Below are 21,089 nucleotides of genomic sequence, written 5' to 3'. Positions count from 1 at the left end.
GCTAGTGGCGCAGGTCCTTGGGGCGGGCGACGAACTTGTTGAACCGGCTCTTGGCGTCCGGCGGCAGCAGCAGGGCCAGGTCGTTGTCGTCGAAGATCGCGAAGAACTCCTCCCAGGAGATCTCCGTCAGGTTCGGATCCTTCTCGCCGAAATCCAGGCGCAGAATGCCGCCCGGCCCGCCGGTCTCGACCTTGGCGGGGCGGCCGCCGTGCTTTTCAGCCCAGCGCTGGATCTCTTCGTGGTCGACGGTGGGGTGGGCCGAAGCCATGCGTCGTCCTCCGGTTCAGAACGCGGTCTGAACGCGGAGGCGGCGCGGCCGGTTTCGCGCGGGGCTAGGCCTGAGCGCGCTCTGACCGCAAAACCGGACCCGCTTTTGCGGAACGCGCTTTAGACGCGCGCTTCGCCCTTGAGCAGCTTCTCGCGCACCCGGGCGGTCATCTTCACCCAGCCCTTCTCGGGATCGCGGAACCAGATGGCGTCCTTGGTGCGGGTGTGGTCGAAGCCGTCCGCCGCCAGATCGACCTTGCGGTACTTGAAGGTGCCGGTGGTCTCCAGGTCGGTCTGGATGCGTACGAAGATCGGCCGCGCGTAGGCGGGCAGCTCGCTGTCCATGTGGGCGCCGAGCCGCTCGATCTGGAAGCCGTCGTCGACCACCAGGGCGGCCATGCCGGCCTTGCCCTCCATGCCGTCGATCGGCACGCCGTAGACCGTCACCTCGCGCACGCCGGGGGCTTCGCTGAGCCGCTCGGCCACCTCGGTGGTTGAGACGTTCTCGCCCTTCCAGCGGAAGGTGTCGCCCACCCGGTCGACGAAATAGAAGTAGCCGTCGGAGTCCTGACGCATCAGGTCGCCGGTGCGGAACCAGGCGTCGCCGCGGGTGAAGACGTCGCGCAGGATCTTCTTCTCGGAGGCGGCCTTGTCGGCGTAGCCCGAATAGGCGTGGCGCGCGTCCGTGCCGATCAGGCCGATGGCCTCGCCGATCTCGCCGGGACGGGCCTCGACGGCGAGGCCGTTGGCGCCGCGCATCGGCTCCTCGGTCTCCATGTCGAACTTCACCAGCCGGATGTCGAACTTCTTGCGCAGGTAGCCCGGGATGCGGCCGACCGCGCCGGGGCGGCCGTCGAAGTTGAACAGCGAGACGTTGCCTTCGGTCGAGCCGTAGAACTCCAGGATCTCGGGGATGGCGAAGCGGCTCTGGAAGGTCTTCCAGATGTCCGGGCGCAGGCCGTTGCCGAACGCCAGGCGCAGCTTGTGCTTGCGCTCCAGCTCGTGCTCCGGCGAGTTCACCAGATAGCGGCACAGTTCGCCGATGTAGACGAACATGGTGCAGCCCTTGTCCACCACGTCCGGCCAGAACTGGCTGGCCGAGAAGCGCTTCTTCAGCACCACGGCGCCGCCGTTCAGCAGGGCCGCGCCGACCCCGCACAGGCCGCCGGTCGAGTGGTACAGCGGCAGGCAGACATAGACCCGGTCGCTGGCCGTGGCCGCCGTCGCGGCCGCGAAGGCGCGCATGTAGAGCTGGGCGCGGGCGTGGGTGATCTTGGCCGCCTTGGGCAGGCCGGTGGTGCCCGAGGTGTAGATGTACAGCGCCGTCGAGCTGGCCGTCAGGTCCATGCGCATGCCCTTGTCGGGCCGCACGGCGCTGGCGCCCTTCACGGCGGTGTCGAGGCCGCGGCGGTCGCTGGTCTCGCCCTCGGCGCGCAGGCCCAGCACCCACAGCATGACGTTGCGCGGCAGCTGGTGACGCACGTCTTCGAAGGCGGCGTAGGTCTCGTAGTCGGCGAGCACGTGGCCGGCGCCGGAAATGCTCAGGCTGTGGGCCAGGGCTCCGCCGGTCAGGTTCGAGTTGATCAGGGCCGTGGCCACGCCGACCTTGGACAGGCCCAGCCAGATGGCCAGGTACTCGATCCGGTTGGGCATGTAGAGGGCGACGGTGTCGCCGCGCCGGATGTTGCGCCCCTTCGCCCAGTGGGCGTAGCGGTTGGCCATCTGGTCGAGGTCGCGGTAGGTGATCTGCCGGTCCTCGAAGATCACCGCCACGTTCTCGGGCCAGCGGTCCACCGCCTGTTCCCAGTCGTCGCACAGCAGGTGATTGGAAGCCGGGTCGATGGTCTTGATGCGCTTGAGCAAGCGCTGCAGCCCGCCGGTGAACTTCAGCTCTCTGCGCGCGCGCGCCAACAGGCCCATGGTCCGTCCTCTCGCTTCCGGAAGGTTTGATCGCAAGGGAATCCCTTAGCGGTCAAGGCTGAGCGGGAGGGTGCGTCAACAGGGTTTACGGGACCTTGCCGAACGCGGAAATCCACGCGCTTGCGGGCATGTCGCGGCCGTGGCGCGGCGCCGCGGCCACGCCCGGGGAATCAGCGCTCGGGCGCCGATTCGCTCGGGCGATACTGGGCCTGGGCCTGGGCCTGGCCGCGCGCTCGCAGGAGCTCGGCCTGCTCGGGCGTGGGTTGCGGCTCCGGCCCGGTGCGGGTCGGCTGCCGGGCGGCCGACTTCTGCCGGGTCGGCTTGATCGACACGGTGAAGGCCAGGAAGCGCTCGTTGGCGTCCTCGCCGAAGGCGGCGATCTTGCGGTCGACGAAGGACAGGGCGGCCTGGAACGGCCCCTTGCGCCAGCCGACGCCGACCTGGGCGTCGCCGATGGCGGCGACCTTTTCGGAGCTGAAGCCGGCGCGCTTCAGTTCGCCCTTGCGGCCGCGCAGCATGTTCAGGCCGACCGCCTGGTTGTCGCTGGCGGCGAACACCACCCAGCGCGGCTTCTGGCCGAAGTCCTCGGCCACGCCCATGCGCGCGGCCAGCTTGTCGAGCTTCTGTTCCAGCGAGGAGGTGGCGGTCTTGGAGGCCTGCGGCGAGAGCGCCAGGGCCAGTTCGGAGCCGGTGGCCACGCCCTCGTCGTTCTCGTTCATGCGCACGCTCAGGCGCGGCTCGTAGCGGGTGGCGACGCGCTCGGCCTGGCGCAGGGCGGGGGCGGTGGCGGCGTCGATCTCGCGGACGCCTTCCTGCACCCATTCCACTGGGGCGGCCGGCGTGCCGGCGGAGACGGCGCTGGTGGTTTCGGCGATCGGCGCGGCGGTGGCGGAGGTCAGGAACGGGGGCGCTTCGCTGACGCCGGCGGTGATCAGTTCGTCATCGGGCAGGGGCTCGTCGGCGGTCGCGCCGCCGTGCGCCCAGATCGTTACGGCGGCCACACAGACCAATCCTAGGCCCGCGCCCCCCAGAACCGCCGCGATGCTCTTTGAGCGTCGCATAGCGTCCCCCCTGTCTCCCCTCGCATGTTAACCATGCATCCGGTTCGAATAACAGTGCAGGTTGGGGCCAAGTTCCGCCACGCTTCCCGTGGAACGCGAAAATTAATGTTTCGCTCCGCGCGGGGTGCGGGAATTTTGGTGCCCCGGGCCGGACTCGAACCAGCACGCCTTGCGGCAAGAGATTTTGAGTCTCCCGCGTCTACCATTTCGCCACCGGGGCACGGGGCCGAAGGGCGCGCACTCTAGCGCCGCGCGCGCGCCGGTCAACGCAAAGCCTGGATCCGGCGTGCGAGCTCGTCGAAGGCGGCCGCGACGGCCTGCGGGTCCTCGATCCACGGGAAGTGTCCGGCGTCGGGAATGCGCCTCACCACGACGTTGGGCCCGTTGAAGCGCGGCTCGTCCCAGCCGCCCCGCCAGACGATGCGGTCGTCGTCGCCGGCCAGTCGCAGGGTGGGCAGCTCGGCGGGAAACCAGGCCGCCTCGTAGACGTGGTCGAAGTTGGCCTCCGACCAGGCGATCGAGGCGCCGCTGTAGGGCATGCGGGCCAGGAGCGCGCGCCCGGCCTCCAGGCCGCGCGGGCTGAAATTCCATTCGGCCGAGGCGACCGTGATCGCGGCGATGTCCTCGTCGCGGCCGGAGCGTTCGTAGGCGGCCGACGCGGCCTCGACGGCGGGCAGGGGATGGCGGCGCGTCATCTCGACGAAGCGCGCGTGCCAGGCGGCGTCCGGGGCGGCGTCCAGCAGCGCCAGGCCGACGAGGTGCGCTTCCAGCTCGGGGACCGACAGCAGGTACATCCCGCCCGTGGAATGGCCCGCGAACACCACGTTCGGGAGGGCCTGGGCGGCTTCGAGCAGGACGTGGGGCCAGTTCTCGAAGATCGGGGTCGCGCCGTCGGCCGGCTGGTTGGAGCCGTCGCCCGGCAGGTCGACCAGCCAGACGGTTCCGGGGACGCTCAGGGCGTCGGCCAGCTCGGTCAGGCTCTCGGACCCGATGCCGGGGCCGCCGGGCAGCAGCAGCCAGTTCAGCTCGCCGGGCCGGCGGCCGCGTTCGCGCAGGCGCACGCCCGAGGCGGTGAAGCGCGTCTCAGGCATGGGCCGTCAGGCCGCGGCCGGCGCGCTCATCAGCTTGTGGGCGCGCAGGGCTACCTCGACCCGCTGGGCCAGGATCAGGCCGACCGCGAACAGCAGGAAGCCGTCGGCCAGGATGGTCGGGCTGACGTGCAGGGCTTCGGGGTGCGCCCGCGCGTACAGCGACAGCGGGTAGCGGATGGCGAACATGGCGAGGATCAGGATCATCCCCAGCGGCGAGGCCTTGGCGGTCAGCGCGCCGGTCTCCGGATCGTGCTGGATGTGGATGGTGCGTCCGCGCACCCAGCCCAGCACGGCGCCCAGCGCGAGCGCGCCGGCCAGCCCGACCATGGCGGCCGGGCCGGGGTGCGGACCCGGCGCGTAGATCAGCGCCGCGCCCGCGGCCAGCAGCATGAAGGCCGGCAGGATCCACATCAGCTCCAGCCGCAGACGCCGCTCGCGGCGGTTGCGCAGGACGATCAGGGCGACCACCGCCACAGGGATCAGATACGGCAGGTACTGCGGCGTCGACGTGGAAACGTGCATGTGAGGGCCCCCCGGCCTCGCGTGTGACTTAGATCAGCCGGCCACCGTCTGTTCGATCGCGCCGAACAGGCTGTGGCCTTTCTCATCGAGCATTTCGATGCGCACCTGGTCGCCGCGCTTCAGGAACGGCGTCTCGGGCTTGCCGCCCAGGATGGTCTCGACCATGCGCACTTCGGCGATGCAGGAGTAGCCGAGGCCGCCGGCCTTCACCGGCTTGCCCGGGCCGCCGTCGGCGTCGCGGTTGGACACCGTGCCGGAGCCGATCACCGTGCCGGCGCACAGGTCGCGGGTCTTGGCGGCGTGGGCGATCAGGGTGCCGAAGTCGAAGGTCATGTCGACGCCGGCGTCGGCGCGGCCGAACTCCTCGCCGTTCAGCTGGACCAGCAGGGCGCCGTGCAGCTTGCCGTCGTTCCAGCGCGCGCCCAGCGCGTCGGGGGTGACGTAGACCGGCGACAGGGCCGAGGCCGGCTTGGACTGCACGAAGCCGAAGCCCTTGGCCAGTTCGCCCGGGATCAGGTTGCGGAGCGAGACGTCGTTGACCAGGCCGACCAGGCGCACGGCCGCCAGGGCCTCTTCGCGCGAGGCGCCTTGCTTCACATCGCCGACGATCACGGCGATCTCGGCTTCCAGGTCGCAGCCCCAGGCCTCGTCGGCCAGCGGGATCGGATCGCGCGGAGCCAGGAAGCCGTCCGAGGCGCCCTGGTACATCAGCGGATCGGTCCAGAAGCTGTCGGGCATCTCGGCGTTGCGCGCCTTCCGCACCAGGGCCACGTGGTTCACGTAGGCCGAGCCGTCGGCCCACTGGTAGGCGCGGGGCAGGGGCGAGGCGGCTTCGCGTTCATGGAAGCGGCCGCGCGGCACGGCGCCGTGCTCCAGGCTCTCGGCCAGGCCGCGCAGCAGCGGCTCGCAGCGCGCCCAGTCGTCCAGCGCCTCCTGCAGGGTGCGCGCGATCAGGAAGGCGTCGGTGTACCAGGCCAGGTCTTCCGACACGACGACGAGCCGGCCGTCGCGGCCGGACTTTAGAGAGGCGAGCTTCATGCCTCCGGCTTAGTGCTTCGCGGGCGTTTTGGAAACCGTCGGCGCCGGAGTCAGCAGCGCCTTCTGGGCCTCGGACAGCTCCTTCAGGCGCTGCGCCTTGTGGCCGGACCAGTAGTCGGTGAAGGCGCCGACCGCCAGGCGCACGCGCTGGGTCTGGTCGAGCTTGTGGCCGCCGTCGTTGTTGGTCGTGGAGGTGGTCGGGGTGCTCGCCGTCGTCGGCGGGGCGGTCAGGATCACGCTGCCGGAGGTCAGGATGCTGACCTGCGACTGGCCCTGTCCCTGTCCCTGACCCTGGGCCTGGCCGTCCTCGGCCTTGGCGCGGCCTTCGCCGCCCTTGCCGTCGACGCAGGTGCACACGCAGGTGCACTTGTGGCCGCCCGGCGGCGGGGGAGGCGGCGGCGGGGGCGGCGGGCCCTTGATCGCGTCCTCCAGCGCCTTCAGCTCCTTGGCCAGCGGGCCGCCCAGGGCGATCACCGCGCCCAGCCGGTCCTTGATCTCCTTCACCAGCAGGTCGGCGCCGTAGAGGATGGCCGGCCCCACCGCGGCCGCGGCCCCGCGGGCGCGCACGTCGATGGCGTCGTAGATCGTCTCCACCGCCTTGCGGCGATCGGTTTCGAAGCGGCCCACGAGCATGGCGCGGGCGAGGAAGAAGGCCAGGATCGGCAGGACGACGACCGCCGCCAGCAGGACCAGTTCGATCCAGGGCTGCGGCTCGTATCCGCCGGCGTCGGTCGGAAAATCGGAATAATCGTACACGACCCGTCTCCCCCTGCCGGCGCCCGAGGTCCCAGGCTCGCCGAACGGCGGTCTCGACTATGACGCGCGCGGCGTAGGTCGCAACTGTAGAGTTAACCTTATGGTTCCGCTTGGGCGCGCCCGCGCGCTCCAGGTCACACGTGCACGCCGCCCGGAGCGGTGAATTCCGAGGCCGGGGCGTCCCCGGTGTTGACCACCTCGGACGGTTCGAAGATCAGCACCTCGGCCTCTTCGTCGGCGGCGGTGCGGTGCTCGACCCCGCGCGGCACGACGACGAATTCGCCCGGCCCCATCTCGACGATCCGGTCGCGGAACTCGACCCGGAAGCGGCCCTTCCAGACCAGGAACATCTCCTCGGCCTCGGCGTGGCTGTGCCAGGGGAACACGCCCTGCACCTTCACCAGGCGGACGTCCTGGCCGTTCAGCTGGGCGGCGATGCGAGGGCGCCAGCGCTCGGCGATGGCCGCGAACTTGGCGTCGAGCGCGCCGTGCTGCAGCTCCCCGCCGGACACGCTCAGCCGGGCCTCTGGATCAGGCCGTCGCGGCGGGCCGCCTCGTCGTAGCGTTCGGGGTCGTCATAGACGATCACCTCGACGCGGACGTCGCCGCCTTCTTCCTCGGCCCACAGGTAGTTGCGCTCGAAATGGACCTCGCCGCCGGAGGGGGCGAAGCCGGTGTAGGTGTCGCCCCAGGGCGTCACCTTCGCGGCCTCGCGCCAGCTCAGCGTCAGGGCGCGGGCCATCTCTTCCTCGGCCAGGGCCTCCAGTTCGGGATCGGCGGCGAAGGCCATGGCTCAGGCCCCCGCCGTCTTCCAGCTGTCGACATAGGCGTGGTTCTCGACGCTGGCCGCGCCTTCGCCGACCTCGAGCGGGTCGCGGGTGTCGATCATCACCGCGTACTCGTCGGTCGCCGGCTTGGCCGAGACGAACATGTTCTTCAGCGCTTTGGGGTGCGGCCCGTGGGTGAAGCCCGACGGGTGGAAGGTCATCATGCCGGCGTCGATGTTGTCCCGGCTGAAGAAGTCCCCGGCGTGGTAGAACAGCACCTCGTCGAAGTCGTCGTTGTTGTGGAAGAACGGCACCTTGATCGCGCCCGGGTCGGTCTCGAACGGCCGCGGCGCGAAGGTGCAGATCACGAACCGGTCGCTCAGGAACGTCGTGTGGGCGCTCGGCGGCACGTGATAGCGGTGGCTCATCAGCGGGCGCACGTCGCGCACGTTCAGGCGCACCGGCGACAGGTCGCCGTGCCAGCCCACCGCGTCCAGCGGGTTGTAGGGATAGGCCGCCACCGACACCTGGCCGCGCTTCTTGATCTCGACCCGGAACAGGCCTTCCTCGGCCTGGTGGGCCTTGAACGCCTCGTCCATCTTCGGCGTGTCGAGGATGGCCGGGTCGAACACCGCGTGCGGCCCCATCAGGCCGCGGTCGGGCAGGGTGTAGTGGGTGTTGGTCGCCTCGATCATCAGGATCGCAGTCGGCTGGGACGGCGTCAGCCGCCACATGGTGCCGCGCGGAAGATAGAGGTAGTCGCCCTTCACGTAGGCGATGCGGCCGTAGTCGGTGTAGAGGTCGCCCTCGCCGTCGTGGACGAACAGGATCTGGTCGCCGTCGCCGTTGCGGGCCAGGTTGGCCATCGGCTGCGCCAGCTTCCAGAAGCGCACCTCGACCGACTTGTTGTGCAGCACGATCGGCGCGGACCAGGGCGAGGTCTGCGGCTCGTTCAGGCCGTTCAGGTCGAAGGCGCGCGGACGCAGCGGGCCTTCGAAGCTGACCCAGCCGGTCGGCGGGCGGCGGTGGTAGAGGAAGGCGGCCGGGCCGAAGAAGCCCTCCTTGGAGATCTCCCGCTCATAGGTGCCTTCCGGCAGATCGGCGTGGGCCTGGCGCGAATGCACGCCCTCGGCGGCCTTCACCGGAATCCAATTGCCTTTCGCCATGACGCGACCTCGATCGAGAGATGAACCCGACGGACGACGGGCCCCGGCTTTTTAGCCAAGGCCCGCGCCGACGGAATGAAAAAATGGAACGCCGGTCCTCCGGATTTCGCCGGAGTTGACGCGAGAACGGCTCAGCGCTCGTCCTTGAAGATCGCCACCACCGGCTCGCGGTTCGAGGCGGCGCTGGCGCGGTACATGCCCGGAGTGTTGAAGCTCCAGGCGATCTCGCCCTTGCGGCCGATGGCGATGATGCCGCCGTCGCCGCCCAGCGCGGTCAGGCGCTTCTGGATCACCTCGTCGGCGGCTTCCTGCAGGCTCATGCCCTCGTACTGGTCCAGCGCGCAGATCTCGCGGGCCACGGTCAGGCGGATGAAGTACTCGCCCGTGCCGGTGGCCGAGACGGCGCAGCTGTCGTTGGAGGCGTAGGTGCCCGCGCCGATGATCGGGGTGTCGCCGACCCGGCCCCAGCGCTTGGCGGTGGTGCCGCCGGTCGAGGTGCCGGCCGCCAGGTTGCCGTTCTTGTCGTAGGCGACCACGCCGACGGTGCCGAACTTGCGCTCGTCCAGCGGCGCGCGCTCGGCCTCGGCGTTCGGGGCCGGGGCCCCGGCCGGACGCGGCGGGATCGGCAGGCCCTGCTTGGTCAGCTCGGTGACCAGCTGCTTCCAGCGGCGCTCGGTGAAGAAGTAGGACGGATCGACGATTTCCAGCTTCTGGTCGGCGGCGAAGGCTTCGGCGCCCTTGCCGATCAGCATGACGTGCTTGGAGTTGTCCATCACCGCGCGGGCCAGCGAGATCGGGTGGCGCACGGTGGTGACGCCGGCGACCGCGCCGGCCTTCAGGTTGGAGCCGTCCATGATGGCGGCGTCCAGCTCGTTCTTGCCCTCGGCGGTGAAGACCGCGCCGCGGCCGGCGTTGAACAGCGGATCGTCTTCCAGCAGGTGGATGGTCGCCTCGATGGCGTCCAGCGAGGTGCCGCCGTCGCGCAGCACCTTCGAGCCGGTCTCCAGCGCCTTGGCCAGGGCGGCGCGATAGGCCGCCTCGGTCTGCGGGTCCATCTGGGCCCGCTCGATGATGCCGGCCCCGCCGTGGATGACGATCGACCACTCGGGCTTCTTGTCGTCGTCCTTCTTGCGGTCCTTCTTGTCGCCGGCGTGGGCGGCGCCGGCCGCGAGCGCGGCCATGACGGCGGACAGGACCAGGGCTTTCAGCGGCGTTTTCATCGGCGGACTCCCCCACGGCCGCCCTGTGGTCGGGCGGTCCGCTTCAAACAAAAAGGGCGGGCGCTTGCGGCGCCCGCCCGTCGGACGCTCTTAGGCGTCAACCTTGATCACGCCGCGGCGGATCTGGTCCAGCTCGATGGAGTCGAACAGGGCCTGGAAGTTGCCCTCGCCGAAGGCCTCGTTGCCCTTGCGCTGGATGACCTCGAAGAAGATCGGGCCGAACAGGTTGGCGGTGAAGATCTGCAGCAGCAGGCCTTCGGCCTCCGAGCCGTCGATCAGGATGCGGTTCTTCCTCATCCGCTCCACGTCATGCCCGTGGCCCGGGATGCGCTTGTCGATCAGCTCGTAATAGGTCTCGATGGTGTCCTGGAAGTCGACGCCGCGGGCCTTCAGGGCCTCGACGGTCTCGAAGATGTCGCGCACGCCCAGCGCCAGGTGCTGGATGCCCTCGCCGCCGTAGTCCTTCAGGAACTCTTCGATCTGGGACTTGTCGTCCTGGCTCTCGTTCAGCGGGATGCGGATCTTGCGGTCGGGCGCGATCATCGCCTGGCTGAACAGGCCGGTCGCCTTGCCCTTGATGTCGAAGTACTTCTGCTCTTCGAAGTTGAACACGTCGCCGTAGAACTTCGACCAGGTGCGCATCTGGCCGCGGTGGACGTTGTGGGTCAGGTGGTCGAGATACAGCAGGCCGACCTCGTTCTCGGCCTCCTTCTCGGCGCCCGGCAGCGGCGTCCAGCCGGCCCAGGCGGCGTCCTTCTCGACCAGGTACAGCAAGCTGCCGCCGATGCCCTGCAGGGCGCGCACGTGCTCCAGCGACGAACCGGCGACCTCGGCCGGCTTGGCGCCCAGCTCCAGCGCGCGCTTGTAGGCGGCCTCGGCGTCGGCGACGCGGAAGCCCATGGCGTTGGCCGAACCGCCGTGCGCGGCGCGGAAGTCGGCGCCCTGGCCGGTCGGCTCGCGGTTCAGCAGGAAGGAGATGTCGTTCTGCTTGTAGCGGACGACGTCCTTGGTCGGGTGTTTCGAGACGGCGGTGAAGCCGAGGCGCTCGAAGGTGGCGGCCATGGCGTCGGGGGTCGGGCTGGTGAACTCGACGAACTCGAAGCCGTCGGTGCCCATGGGATTCTTGGCGTCGGCCATGATCGTCTCCGTTGGGGGTCGAACAGAAAAGTTGGCGGAACCTAATGCCGGAGGTCGGCTGAGCCAAGCGTGCGGCGCGCGGGCGCGAGACTTTGTCCCGCAAGCCTGCTAGCACGACCATATCCGCTCTCTCGCCGTGCGAAGGCCGACGTGATCCGACCCCTCTACAACTGGGTGATGAAGCTGGCCGCCGGCCGCCACGCCCCGAAGGCGCTCGCCGCCGTTTCCTTCGCCGAAAGCTCGTTCTTCCCGATTCCGCCGGACGTCATGCTGGCGCCGATGATCCTGGCGCGGCCGGAGAAGGCCTACCGCTACGCCACGATCTGCACGATCGCCTCGGTGCTGGGCGGGTGCCTCGGCTACGCCATCGGCTACTTCCTGGAGCCGGTCGGCCTGTGGGTGCTCAGCCTGATCGGCCACGCCGACGGGCTCGACAAGTTCAAGGAACTCTATGGCCAGTACGGCCTGTGGGTGATCCTGGTCAAAGGCCTCACGCCGTTCCCCTACAAGCTGGTGACCATCGCCTCGGGGTTGGCGCAGTTCAACTTCGCGGTGTTCGTCGCGGCCTCGGTCGTCACCCGCGGCGCGCGGTTCTTCCTGGCCGCCTGGGTGCTGAAGCGCTTCGGCCCGCAGATCCTCGAAGTCGTCGAGCGTCGGCTCTACACCGTCGCGGCGGTGGTGCTGGCCCTCATCGTCGGCGGCGTCCTGCTGGTGCGCCTGCTCTGACCTGACGCGCCCGCCGCTCGACGCGGCGCGGCCTTGGAGTTAACAGTCTGGCCATGAGCGCCCTGCGTTTCATCTTCCGGTGGTGGACCGTCTTCGCCCTGCTGGCCGCCGCGGCCATGCTGGCGACCGCGCACGCCTTCCAGCACTTCGGCGGCTACGCGCCCTGTCACCTGTGCCTGGAGCAGCGCAAGCTCTACTGGGCGGCCATCGCCATCGCCCTGCCGGCCACGTGCTGGGCCCTGTTCACCCGCTCCAAGGGCACGCCGCGCGTGGCGGCCTTCCTGCTGTTCGCGGTGTTCGCCAGCGAAGCGATCGTGGCGGTCTTCCACGCCGGGGTCGAAGTGAAGTGGTGGCCCGGGCCGGCCAGCTGCACCGGCGGCGGCGGCGCGGTCGACATCGCCGGCCTGCAGTCGCTGCTGACCGGCGGGTCGGTCCAGGTGCCGATGTGCGACGTGGCGGTCTGGAGCTGGGGCGGCCTGTCGATGGCCGGCTGGAACGCTGTGATCGCCGCCGGGTTGGCCGTGGCCAGCCTGATCGCCTCGATGCGCCGCAAGGAGAACGTCTTCCGTGGCCGATAAGCCGCCGCTCGCCCGTCCGGGTCTCGACGCCGTCCGCCAGCGCCTCGGCGAGATCCTGCGCGTCGACCACGCCGGTGAACTGGGCGCGGTGCACATCTATCGCGGCCAGCGCGCGGTGTTCGCCGCGGCCGCCGGCAAGGGCCGTATCTCCGACGACTTGCTGGAGATGGAGGCCCACGAAAAGGCCCACCTGGACCGCTTCGACCGGCTGCTGAACGAGCAGAAGGTCCGCCCGACCCTGATGGCCCCGCTGTGGCGCGCCGCCGGCTTCACGCTGGGCGTCGGCACGGCGCTGATGGGCGAGAAGGCCGCCCACGCCTGCACCGAGGCGGTCGAGAACGTCATCGAGCAGCACTACGCCGGCCAGATCGCCGAGCTTCAGGCGCGCGAGCCTGAGCTGGCCGCCGAGCTGTCGAAGTTCCGCGACGACGAACTGGCCCACCGCGACAAGGCGGTCGAAGAGGGCGCCCGCGAGGCCCCCGGCTACGCGGTCCTGTCCGCCGTCATCCGCGCCGGCTGCCGCGCGGCCATCAAGATCAGCGAGAAGGTCTGAACTCCTTCTCCCCTTGAGGGAGAAGGACGGAGCCCGCGCCCCGGAGCGTCAGCGGAGGGCTGCGCGGGAGGATGAGGGGTCGCGCGGCGGTTCGAAGCTGAGAGGTCGCGCGACCCCTCATCCTCCCGTCCAGACCTGCGCCCTTCGGGCTCCGGTGGACGGGACCCTCCTTCTCCCTCAAGGGGAGAAGGCGCTACTGCGCCCAGTCGAGCGCCAGCAGCAGCGTCCGCTGTCCGTCCGAGAAATTGTCGTCCGACAGCAGGTAGATGCGCGTGCCGCCGTCGCCCCGCACCGCGCTCATCGCCTCGAAGTTGTCGACGCTCGCCGGCCGCTCCAGCGACAGCAGCTCCCGCCCGCCGGCCTTCAGGCGGATGCGGCTGCCGCGCACCGGGTCCCAGGCGCGGTAGAGAAGCAGCGGCTCTGGGCCTTCCATGTCGGCGGCGACCAGGCCGAAGCCGCTCGGCGCCGCGCCCAGGTCGACCGGCGCGCAGGCGCCCGACAGGCGGCAGACGAAGGTGCGGCCGTCCTCGGCGCCGGCCAGATAGGCGTCGGCGCCCTTGGCCGGCCAGGCGGCCAGGGCCTCGAGGCCTTCGTTGTCGCCCATGCGCACGTCGGGGATCGGCCCGCGGACCGGGCGTCCGCCGCCGGCCGGATAGACCAGCACGCGGTGGTCGCGCTCGAAGCTGACCAGGGTGCGCCCGTCGGCCAGCACCGCCAGCCCCTCGGCGTCGCCCTCGGCCTTGCCCTGCAGGGCCGCGCCGGTCTCGCCGGTCAGCGGTTTGATCCGCGCGTCGCTCAGGCCGACCAGCTGTCCCTGCGCGTCTAGAGCCAGCTTGGCCTCGAACAGGTCGCCGTCGTCGCTGACCGCGACCAGCCGCCCGTCGGTTCCGACCCGCAGATCCGACAGGCCGTGCAGGCGCGAGGTGTCGGGGCTGGTGAGGGCGATCCCGCCGGCGTAGCGCAGGCCGGCCGGGGCCTCGATCCCGAGCGGGACCGGCGTGGCGGTGACCCGCACGGCGGCCCAGCGCGGCTCCGGCTGGCTGGCGGCCGGCTCGCTGTGACGCTCGGGCGCGGCGCAGGCGGACAGCGCCGCCAGAGCGGCCAGGACGGCGAGGGCGGATCTCATCGGCCGGCGGCGACGGCTTGGGCCAAAGCGGCCTTGGTGAAGCGCTTCAGCGCGCCGCCCGCCTCTAAGGCGCGGGTGCGGCCGGGTTCGGAGCGGCCCACGGCCTTGGGCCGCTCGTCGAACAGCTCGGCCAGCTTCTCGACCATGGCCCCGCCCAGCTGCTCGACGTCCACGATGGTCACGGCGCGCTGGTAGTAGCGGGTGACGTCGTGGCCGATGCCGATGGCGATCAGCTCGACGGGCGAAGCGGTCTCGATCTCGCCGATCACCTGGCGCAGGTGGCGCTCCAGATAGTGGCCGGAGTTGACCGAGAGGGTGGAGTCGTCGACCGGCGCGCCGTCGGAGATCACCATCAGGATCCGCCGCGCCTCGGGCCGGCCGATCAGGCGCTGGTGCGCCCACATCAGCGCCTCGCCGTCGATGTTCTCCTTCAGCAGGCCCTCGCGCATCATCAGGCCGAGGTTCTTGCGCGCGCGCCGCCAGGGGCTGTCGGCCGGCTTGTAGACGATGTGGCGCAGGTCGTTCAGGCGGCCCGGGTTCTGCGGCTTGCCGGCCTTGATCCAGGCGTCGCGCGACTGCCCGCCCTTCCACGCGCGGGTGGTGAAGCCCAGCACCTCGGTCTTCACGCCGCAGCGCTCCAGCGTGCGGGCCAGGATGTCGGCGCACACCGCCGCCACCATGATCGGGCGCCCGCGCATGGAGCCGGAATTGTCGAGCAGGATGGTCACCACCGTGTCGCGGAACGGGGTGTCCTCCTCCTGCTTGAAGCTGAGCGGCGCGGTCGGGTCGACGATCACTCGGGTCAGGCGCGCCACGTCCAGCACGCCTTCCTCCAGGTCGAAGCTCCAGGCGCGGTTCTGCTGGGCCAGCAGGCGCCGCTGCAGCCGGTTGGCCAGGCGCGAGACGACGCCCGACAGGGTCGCCAGCTGCTGGTCCAGGAAGGCGCGCAGGCGATCCAGCTCCTCCGGATCGCACAGGTCCTCAGCCAGCACCTCCTCGTCGAAGGCGCGGGTGAACACCTTGTAGGCCGGCTCGACCGCGCCTGAGTCCTTGATGTCGGGCCGGTTGGGCAGGACGCCTTCGCCCAGCTCCGGGCCCTCGTCGGACATCTCGGCCTCGGCGTCCATGTCGCTGTCGCCGGCCTGCTGGTCGACGCTTTGGCTATCGGACGAGGCGTCCTCGCCCCGCTCCATCGAGGCGCCGTCCTGGCCCTGGCTGTCGCCGCCGCTGTCGTCGTCCTCGCCCTCTTCGGGTTCGGCGCCCTGGTCCTCGTCGCCTTCCTCGTCGGCGGTGTCCTCGGCCGTGGCTTCGGTCTCGCCCATCTCCAGGTCGCGCAGCACCGCCTTGGCGATCCGGGCGAAGGCGGACTGGTCGTGCAGGGCGGAGAGCAGCCGGTCCAGCTCGCGCCCGGCGCGGCGCTCGATGTTCTCGCGCACCAGCTCGACGGCGATGCGGCTGCCGTCCGGCGGGCCTTCGCCCGTCAGCCGCTCGCGCACCATCAGGTGCAGCGCGTCGGCCAGCGGCACCATGGACGGATCGGTGACCCGGTTCAGCCCGGTCTTCTCCAGACGGTGCTCCAGGGCGGCGGCCAGGTTGGCCTTCACGCCGCCGAGCGTGTTGGCCCCGATCGCGTCGATGCGGGCCTGCTCCAGCGCCTCGAACACGGCGGCGGCTTCGTTGCCGGCCGGGCGCGCCTTGGCGTAGGCGGCGGCGTCATGGTGGGCCAGGCGCAACGCCATCTGGTCGGCCAGGCCGCGAATGCGGGCGGCGTCACGCGCGTTCAGATCGCGCGGGGGATGGGGCAGCACCGCCACGTTGCCGGCCAGGCGCGGACCGTCGCCGGAGAAGGTGATCTCCAGGTCCGGCTGTTCGGCCAGCGAGCGGGTGGCGTGCGCCAGCGCACGCTTGAACGGCTCGACGGGGCTTTCGGTCTTGGACGCCATGGGGGTGAGATAGCGCGGGGTACCGGGGAACGTAAGGTGCCGGAGGCCGAACGGCGGCTATCCAATTAGCGCTTCGGCATCTTCCTTTGCCTTTAGCGCTTCAATGTCGTGGGGAAGCACATAGGCAACGCGCAGAAGTACTTTCAAAAAATCGAGGTATGCAGTGGCTCGCGCGCGATCTCCTGAGCCGTCATGTGAAGCGTCCGAGCCGTCCTTCCAAAGCTTCTTTGACCATTCGGCGATCGATTCTGTTACGATGCCGCGCTCGTGCAGCAGTCGAATAGCTGCTCCCCTTCCGTTGGGCATATCCTCCTTCAGGAGGTCCTTAAGCATAGTGTCCAGAACTGTGCGTGCGCCCGCCAGAATACGACTGGGACTCCGGTTGCGGTTAAGGTCTTCGACGAGTTCTGGCAACTGCTCCTTTGCGACCTGTGGCCAAGCCGGGTGAGGGTCCAGGCCACTGGCGACTGGATAGATCGTCGCGAGTTCAAAAGCTCCGCCATTGAACGCTTGCACGTGTATCCCGGCCCACTGTTCTGAAGTCGGCTGGAACGCTACGTCGTAAGGATGATCAAGGCTTCCAATGAGAAGGATGGGGCCGCCGCAATCTACAAACGAACACTTTCCGGCAAATGCAGCAATGATCGGGTCTTTTCCCTTTGCGGCAATTTGGGCGAGTTCTCCCGCGATCTTGATTTTATCTATCTGGGAGGCGGCGCTTTGCAGATCTTTCAGTAGCGTCTGCCGCTTCGCCTCGTTGCCTAGGTTCGAGATGCGAGCAGAGGTCGTAGCGCTGGTCGCAATTGATCGCGCCCAGCCGGTATGTCCCATTGCGCGGCCTGCGCGTGGACCATCAGAAATCCGGGCAACAAGCTTGACCTGCGCCTGGCGGTGGCAATGGCTGCAGGTTGTCTCGATGATCGCCATCTTGGCTACGCCACCTTCACCCGCGCGGCGCTCTCCGGCAGGTCGGTCCCGAAGGCGCGCTGGTAGAACTCGGCCACGGTGGGGCGCTCCAGCTCGTCGCACTTGTTCAGGAAGGTCATGCGGAAGGCCATGCCCACGTCGCCGCCGAAGATGGTGGCGTTCTGGGCCCAGGTGATCACCGTGCGCGGGCTCATCACCGTGGAGATGTCGCCGTTCATGAAGGCGTTGCGGGTCATGTCGGCGACCCGGACCATGGCGGCGACGGTGCGCTTGCCCTCGGGGTTGTCGTACTCCGGGGTCTTGGCCAGCACGATCTGCTGCTCGGTGTCGTGGTCCAGGTAGTTCAGGGTGGTGACGATGTTCCAGCGGTCCATCTGGCCCTGATTGATCTGCTGGGTGCCGTGATACAGCCCCGTCGTGTCGCCCAGGCCGATGGTGTTGGTGGTCGAGAACAGGCGGAACCACTTGTTCGGACGGATCACCCGGTTCTGGTCCAGCAGGGTCAGGCGGCCTTGAGCCTCCAGCACGCGCTGGATCACGAACATCACGTCCGGGCGGCCGGCGTCGTACTCGTCGAAGACCAGCGCGATCGGGCGCTGGATGGCCCAGGGCAGCATGCCCTCGCGGAATTCGGTGACCTGCTTGCCCTCGCGCAGCACGATGGCGTCCTTGCCGACCAGGTCGATGCGGCTGACGTGGCTGTCCAGGTTCACCCGCACCAGCGGCCAGTTCAGCCTAGCTGCGATCTGCTCGACGTGGGTCGACTTGCCGGTGCCGTGATAGCCCTGGACCATCACGCGGCGGTCGTAGGCGAATCCGGCGCAGATCGCGATCGTGGTCTGCGGGTCGAACCGGTAGGCCGGGTCGATCTCCGGCACGTGCGGGTCGGCGGTCTCGAACGCCGGCACGGTCATGTCACTGTCGACCCCGAAGGCCTCGCGCACCGACACGCGGCGGTGCGGCTCCATGGCCAGCAGGGGATCGGTTTCGGGGAGGGCGGTGCTCACGGACATGGGCGTTATCTAAGCGCCCGGACGGGTGTGGTCGAGAGCTTCGCGCCGTTATCTCCTCCCCTGCGAAGCGGGGGAGGGGGACCGCCGGAACGGCGGTGGAGGGGGCGAACCGCCGCCGCTCGCTATAGAGTGATGGGCGCGCTCCCGGCTCGCCCCCTCCACCACGCTTCGCGTGGTCCCCCTCCCCCGTTTCGCTTCGCTCACAGGGGAGGAGAGGGGAGGCTCACGCCATCCCGGTCTTCTGCAAGGTCTTGTAGGCCTTGATCACGCGCTGGAGCTTGTGCTCGGCCGAGCGGTCGCCGCCGTTGGCGTCGGGGTGGCAGCGCTTGACCAGGTCCAGGTAGCGGGCCCGGATCGCCTCCTTGTCGGCGTTGTCGTCCAGGTCGAGGTCGGCCAGGGCCTGGCGCTCCAGCTTGCCGAGCCGGCGCGAGGCGGTCTCGGCCTCGGCCTGGGCGCGGCGCTTGGCGGCCCCGAAGATGCCGAACGGGTCGGCGTAGGCCCCGGCCCCGCCGGTGTTCTGCCCGCCCATCTTGGCGGCGAAGGCGGCCGCCTCGCGCGAGTTCGGCGAGGCCTTGAACGCCCAGGTCGGCCGCCCGCCGGTGGTCAGCTCGTCCTCGCGGGCCCGACGGATCTGGCCCTCGTTCATGCCGGCGAAATAGTCCCAGCTCTTGTTGTACTCGGCCGCGTGCGGCTGGCAGAAATTGTAGAAGTCGTTGGGCAGGTCGCGCGACTTGGGCGCCTTGGCGGTGGCCACCGACAGGCAGTCCGGATGGTCGCAACGCTTCTCGCCGGGCTTCAGGCGATTGACGTCGTTCTTCGCGGCCTCCTCCTCCTCGGATTTGGGAGGACGGACGCGGATGTCCACGAACTTGGGCTTGTATTGAAACGCGCCGCTCATGATCCGAAGTCTAAGCCCGAAAGAGTCGCTTTCAAGGAAACCCGTGAAATGTCCCCAGGCTCTGTGACGCAGGCGTTACGGCGGAAGCTGGAAACCGCCTTCAGCCCCGACCGGCTGGAGATCGTCGACGACAGCGCTCGCCACGCCGGCCACGCCGGAACGCGCGAAGGCGGAGAGAGCCATTTCAACGTGGTGATCGTGTCGGCGGCTTTCGAGGGCTTGACTCGCGTCGAACGTCAAAGGCGGGTCAACGCGGCCCTGCGCGAAGAACTGGCCGGCCCCGTGCACGCCCTCTCGATAAAAGCTTTGTCCCCTTCCGAGACGGGCTGAGGGCATTTTCTCCTCCCCTGCGAAGCGGGGGAGGGGGACCACACGAAGTGTGGTGGAGGGGGCGAGCCGGCGCGCGACGTAAAGGTAAGGTCCGGATTCGAATAGACTTTGAGCGGGGCGGCTGCGGCTCGCCCCCTCCACCATGCTTCGCATGGTCCCCCTCCCCCGTGCCGCTTCGCTCTACGGTGGAGGAGAGATTCACCTCGTCTTAAAACGGTCACGATAGAACTTTCCCCGACCTAAACGCCGTCCGGGGGGAGGGCATGGCCGAAACAAGGACGGGGCGCCGTCAGGCGAAGCCCGGCGAGGCGGCCCAGGCCCTCTCGACCATTCTGCAGACCAACTACCTGCGCTACTGGCTGATCGCCAGCTGGGCGATCGCGCTGGCCGTGACCATTCCGCCGCTCGCGGCGCTGGCCTGGTTCGTCCTGACCTCGGCCGCCGGCGCCGTGCGCGGCTGGTTCGAGAAGCGCATCGCGTCCGGCATGAAGCGCGGCTGGGGCGCCGTGTTCCCGGCCGTGGGCGCCGCCACAACCGTGTTCTGGGCCGCCGCGCCCGTGCTGGCCTGGACCTCGCACCACGCCTTCGGCCGGCCGCTGGCCCTGTCGCTGATCGGCGTCGGCTACCTGCTGGTGTTCAGCCAGCTGCGCAACTCGCCCAAGCAGGCCCTGGCCGTGTCGGCCCCCTACACCGCCGTGCTGATCGGCTTCGCCGCCAGCCTGTGGGGCACGCCCGATTTCTGGCCGCTGGTCGCCGCCTTCCCGATGATGGCCTCGGGCCTGGCGGTGCACACCATCGTCAGCGCCGTCGGCCAGGCCAAGATCACCGCCTTCCAGGACCACCAGGCCCACCTGATCGCCGAGCTGAAGGGCGCGCGCGACAAGGCCGACGCCGCCAACAAGGCCAAGTCCGCCTTCCTGGCCGTGGTCAGCCACGAGCTGCGCACGCCGATGAACGGGGTGTTGGGCGCCGCCCAGCTGCTGTCCTCGAGCCGGCTGGACGCGACCCAGCGCGAATACGTCTCCATCGTCCGCAACTCGGGCGACAGCCTTCTGGCCCTGCTGAACGACATCCTCGACCTGACCAAGATCGAGGCCGACCGCATGCAGCTGGAAGCCATCGAGATCGAGCTGCCGGAACTGGTCGAGCGCCTGGGCGCCGCCTGGACCGCGCGGGCCCGCGAGAAGGGCGTCGACTACGTCGTCGATCTGGACCCGATGGCCCCGGTGGCGGTGATCGGCGACCCGAACCGCCTGTCGCAGATCGTGCACAACCTGCTGTCCAACGCGGTGAAGTTCACCGACAAGGGCGCCGTGCGCCTGAAGCTTTCGTCGGAACGCCTCGAAGGCGGCCGCGCGCGCCTGAGCTTCGCCGTGTCCGACACCGGGCCGGGCATCGCGCAGGAGGACGTGGAGCGGCTGTTCCAGCCCTTCACCCAACTCGACGCCTCCTCGACCCGCCGCTTCGGCGGCACGGGCCTGGGCCTGACCATCTCGCGCAAGCTGGCCGAGATGATGGGCGGCGAGCTGACCCTGGAATCCACGCCGGGCCAGGGCTCGACCTTCGTGCTGACCATTGATGCCGAGGTGCGCGCCTGGGCCCGCGCCAAGGTCGAGGAGGAGGTCACCGCCGACCTCGACTCCGGCGAGCCGCTGAAGGTGCTGGTGGTCGAGGACCACCCGGTCAACCGCATGCTGGTCGAGGCCTGGCTGGCCTCCTCCGGCCACGCCACCGCCTCGGCCGAGAACGGCCAGCTGGCCCTGAACCTGTGCGAGGCGCAGGCCTACGACCTGATCCTGATGGACGTGAACATGCCGGTGATGGACGGGCTGACCGCCACGCGCCGGCTGCGCGAGACCGAGGGCCCGAACCGCGAGACGCCGGTGGTGATCCTGTCGGCCTCGGCCCGGGCCGAGGACCACGAGGCGGGCTATGCCGCCGGCGCCGACGCCTACGTCAACAAGCCCATCGATTTCAAGGCGTTGGCCGGGCTGCTGCACCGCGTCCCGTCCGGCCGCGAGGGCCTGCGGCCGGCGGCCTGAGCGCCGCG

22 protein-coding genes and 1 tRNA gene are annotated in these 21,089 nt (G+C 69.6%); 5 read left to right on the top strand and 18 right to left on the bottom strand.

The window, feature by feature from the left end:
- Nucleotide 1 precedes the first annotated feature (1 nt).
- The 13 genes from G3573_RS04665 to hppD all read right to left on the bottom strand — a co-directional run bounded on the left by G3573_RS04665 (nucleotide 2) and on the right by hppD (nucleotide 10,945).
- Complete coding sequence (locus tag G3573_RS04665; protein ID WP_163259685.1) at nucleotides 2–268, bottom strand: hypothetical protein; 267 nt, start codon at nucleotides 266–268, stop codon at nucleotides 2–4.
- A 119-nt stretch (nucleotides 269–387) separates the two neighbouring features.
- Complete coding sequence (locus G3573_RS04660) at nucleotides 388–2,187, bottom strand: long-chain-acyl-CoA synthetase (RefSeq protein WP_163259684.1); 1,800 nt, start codon at nucleotides 2,185–2,187, stop codon at nucleotides 388–390.
- Between the two features lie 170 nt (nucleotides 2,188–2,357).
- Nucleotides 2,358–3,188 (bottom strand): hypothetical protein, encoded by an 831-nt coding sequence (locus tag G3573_RS04655; RefSeq protein ID WP_163259683.1) that lies wholly within the window; start codon nucleotides 3,186–3,188, stop codon nucleotides 2,358–2,360.
- Between the two features lie 196 nt (nucleotides 3,189–3,384).
- Nucleotides 3,385–3,468, bottom strand: a tRNA-Leu gene (locus G3573_RS04650).
- Nucleotides 3,469–3,511: 43 nt separating this feature from the next.
- Nucleotides 3,512–4,339 carry an alpha/beta hydrolase gene (locus G3573_RS04645; protein ID WP_163259682.1) on the bottom strand — a complete coding sequence of 276 codons (828 nt, stop codon included), beginning with the start codon at nucleotides 4,337–4,339 and terminating at the stop codon, nucleotides 3,512–3,514.
- A gap of 6 nt (nucleotides 4,340–4,345) precedes the next feature.
- Nucleotides 4,346–4,861 carry a CcdC protein domain-containing protein gene (locus G3573_RS04640; RefSeq protein ID WP_163259681.1) on the bottom strand — a complete coding sequence of 172 codons (516 nt, stop codon included), beginning with the start codon at nucleotides 4,859–4,861 and terminating at the stop codon, nucleotides 4,346–4,348.
- A gap of 33 nt (nucleotides 4,862–4,894) precedes the next feature.
- Nucleotides 4,895–5,899, bottom strand: a complete 1,005-nt coding sequence (locus tag G3573_RS04635) for a fumarylacetoacetate hydrolase family protein (protein ID WP_163259680.1) — start codon at nucleotides 5,897–5,899, stop codon at nucleotides 4,895–4,897.
- Nucleotides 5,900–5,908: 9 nt separating this feature from the next.
- The gene (locus G3573_RS04630) at nucleotides 5,909–6,655 is read right to left on the bottom strand and encodes a hypothetical protein (RefSeq protein ID WP_163259679.1); all 747 of its coding nucleotides are present in this window, start codon (nucleotides 6,653–6,655) and stop codon (nucleotides 5,909–5,911) included.
- A gap of 134 nt (nucleotides 6,656–6,789) precedes the next feature.
- On the bottom strand, nucleotides 6,790–7,167 hold the full coding sequence (locus G3573_RS04625) for a cupin domain-containing protein (RefSeq protein WP_346427343.1): 378 nt from the start codon (nucleotides 7,165–7,167) through the stop codon (nucleotides 6,790–6,792).
- Nucleotides 7,168–7,169: 2 nt separating this feature from the next.
- On the bottom strand, nucleotides 7,170–7,445 hold the full coding sequence (locus G3573_RS04620; protein WP_163259678.1) for a hypothetical protein: 276 nt from the start codon (nucleotides 7,443–7,445) through the stop codon (nucleotides 7,170–7,172).
- Between the two features lie 3 nt (nucleotides 7,446–7,448).
- Nucleotides 7,449–8,588: a homogentisate 1,2-dioxygenase gene (locus G3573_RS04615; RefSeq protein WP_163259677.1), complete on the bottom strand. Its 1,140-nt coding sequence runs from the start codon at nucleotides 8,586–8,588 to the stop codon at nucleotides 7,449–7,451.
- 131 nt (nucleotides 8,589–8,719) lie between these two features.
- Nucleotides 8,720–9,808, bottom strand: coding sequence for an isoaspartyl peptidase/L-asparaginase (locus G3573_RS04610; protein WP_240454515.1), 1,089 nt, complete (start codon nucleotides 9,806–9,808; stop codon nucleotides 8,720–8,722).
- A gap of 90 nt (nucleotides 9,809–9,898) precedes the next feature.
- Nucleotides 9,899–10,945: a 4-hydroxyphenylpyruvate dioxygenase gene (gene hppD / locus G3573_RS04605; RefSeq protein WP_163259676.1), complete on the bottom strand. Its 1,047-nt coding sequence runs from the start codon at nucleotides 10,943–10,945 to the stop codon at nucleotides 9,899–9,901.
- A 150-nt stretch (nucleotides 10,946–11,095) separates the two neighbouring features.
- Here hppD and G3573_RS04600 point away from each other — a divergent pair, with 150 nt between their 5' ends.
- Genes G3573_RS04600 through G3573_RS04590 form a run of 3 tightly spaced genes read left to right on the top strand, consistent with a single transcriptional unit; the run spans nucleotide 11,096 to nucleotide 12,802 of the window.
- Nucleotides 11,096–11,671 (top strand): YqaA family protein, encoded by a 576-nt coding sequence (locus G3573_RS04600; protein WP_163259675.1) that lies wholly within the window; start codon nucleotides 11,096–11,098, stop codon nucleotides 11,669–11,671.
- Nucleotides 11,672–11,724: 53 nt separating this feature from the next.
- Complete coding sequence (locus G3573_RS04595; RefSeq protein ID WP_163259674.1) at nucleotides 11,725–12,249, top strand: disulfide bond formation protein B; 525 nt, start codon at nucleotides 11,725–11,727, stop codon at nucleotides 12,247–12,249.
- Nucleotides 12,239–12,802 (top strand): demethoxyubiquinone hydroxylase family protein, encoded by a 564-nt coding sequence (locus tag G3573_RS04590; RefSeq protein ID WP_163259673.1) that lies wholly within the window; start codon nucleotides 12,239–12,241, stop codon nucleotides 12,800–12,802. The genes G3573_RS04595 and G3573_RS04590 overlap by 11 nt, the downstream gene beginning before the upstream one ends.
- A 193-nt stretch (nucleotides 12,803–12,995) precedes the next feature.
- Here the strand turns inward: G3573_RS04590 and G3573_RS04585 are convergent, their stop codons facing one another.
- The 5 genes from G3573_RS04585 to G3573_RS04565 form a co-directional block, all read right to left on the bottom strand.
- Nucleotides 12,996–13,928, bottom strand: a complete 933-nt coding sequence (locus G3573_RS04585) for an esterase-like activity of phytase family protein (protein ID WP_163259672.1) — start codon at nucleotides 13,926–13,928, stop codon at nucleotides 12,996–12,998.
- A complete protein-coding gene (cobT, locus tag G3573_RS04580; RefSeq protein WP_163259671.1) occupies nucleotides 13,925–15,871 on the bottom strand; it encodes a cobaltochelatase subunit CobT in 1,947 nt (648 codons plus the stop codon). Before cobT ends, G3573_RS04585 begins: the two co-directional genes overlap by 4 nt.
- Before the next feature lie 57 nt (nucleotides 15,872–15,928).
- The gene (locus tag G3573_RS04575) at nucleotides 15,929–16,798 is read right to left on the bottom strand and encodes a hypothetical protein (RefSeq protein WP_163259670.1); all 870 of its coding nucleotides are present in this window, start codon (nucleotides 16,796–16,798) and stop codon (nucleotides 15,929–15,931) included.
- 5 nt (nucleotides 16,799–16,803) lie between these two features.
- A complete protein-coding gene (cobS, locus tag G3573_RS04570) occupies nucleotides 16,804–17,811 on the bottom strand; it encodes a cobaltochelatase subunit CobS (RefSeq protein ID WP_163259669.1) in 1,008 nt (335 codons plus the stop codon).
- A gap of 223 nt (nucleotides 17,812–18,034) precedes the next feature.
- A complete protein-coding gene (locus tag G3573_RS04565) occupies nucleotides 18,035–18,709 on the bottom strand; it encodes a J domain-containing protein (protein WP_163259668.1) in 675 nt (224 codons plus the stop codon).
- Between the two features lie 48 nt (nucleotides 18,710–18,757).
- Between G3573_RS04565 and G3573_RS04560 the strand changes: the two genes are divergently transcribed.
- Together G3573_RS04560 and G3573_RS04555 are read left to right on the top strand one after the other, a co-directional pair.
- On the top strand, nucleotides 18,758–19,039 hold the full coding sequence (locus tag G3573_RS04560) for a BolA family protein (protein ID WP_163259692.1): 282 nt from the start codon (nucleotides 18,758–18,760) through the stop codon (nucleotides 19,037–19,039).
- Nucleotides 19,040–19,302: 263 nt separating this feature from the next.
- The gene (locus G3573_RS04555; protein WP_163259667.1) at nucleotides 19,303–21,081 is read left to right on the top strand and encodes an ATP-binding protein; all 1,779 of its coding nucleotides are present in this window, start codon (nucleotides 19,303–19,305) and stop codon (nucleotides 21,079–21,081) included.
- Nucleotides 21,082–21,089: the final 8 nt, after the last annotated feature.

Source organism: Caulobacter sp. 17J65-9 (assembly GCF_010975005.1).
Lineage (GTDB): Bacteria > Pseudomonadota > Alphaproteobacteria > Caulobacterales > Caulobacteraceae > 17J80-11.
This window is presented reverse-complemented; position numbering and strand designations above follow the sequence as displayed.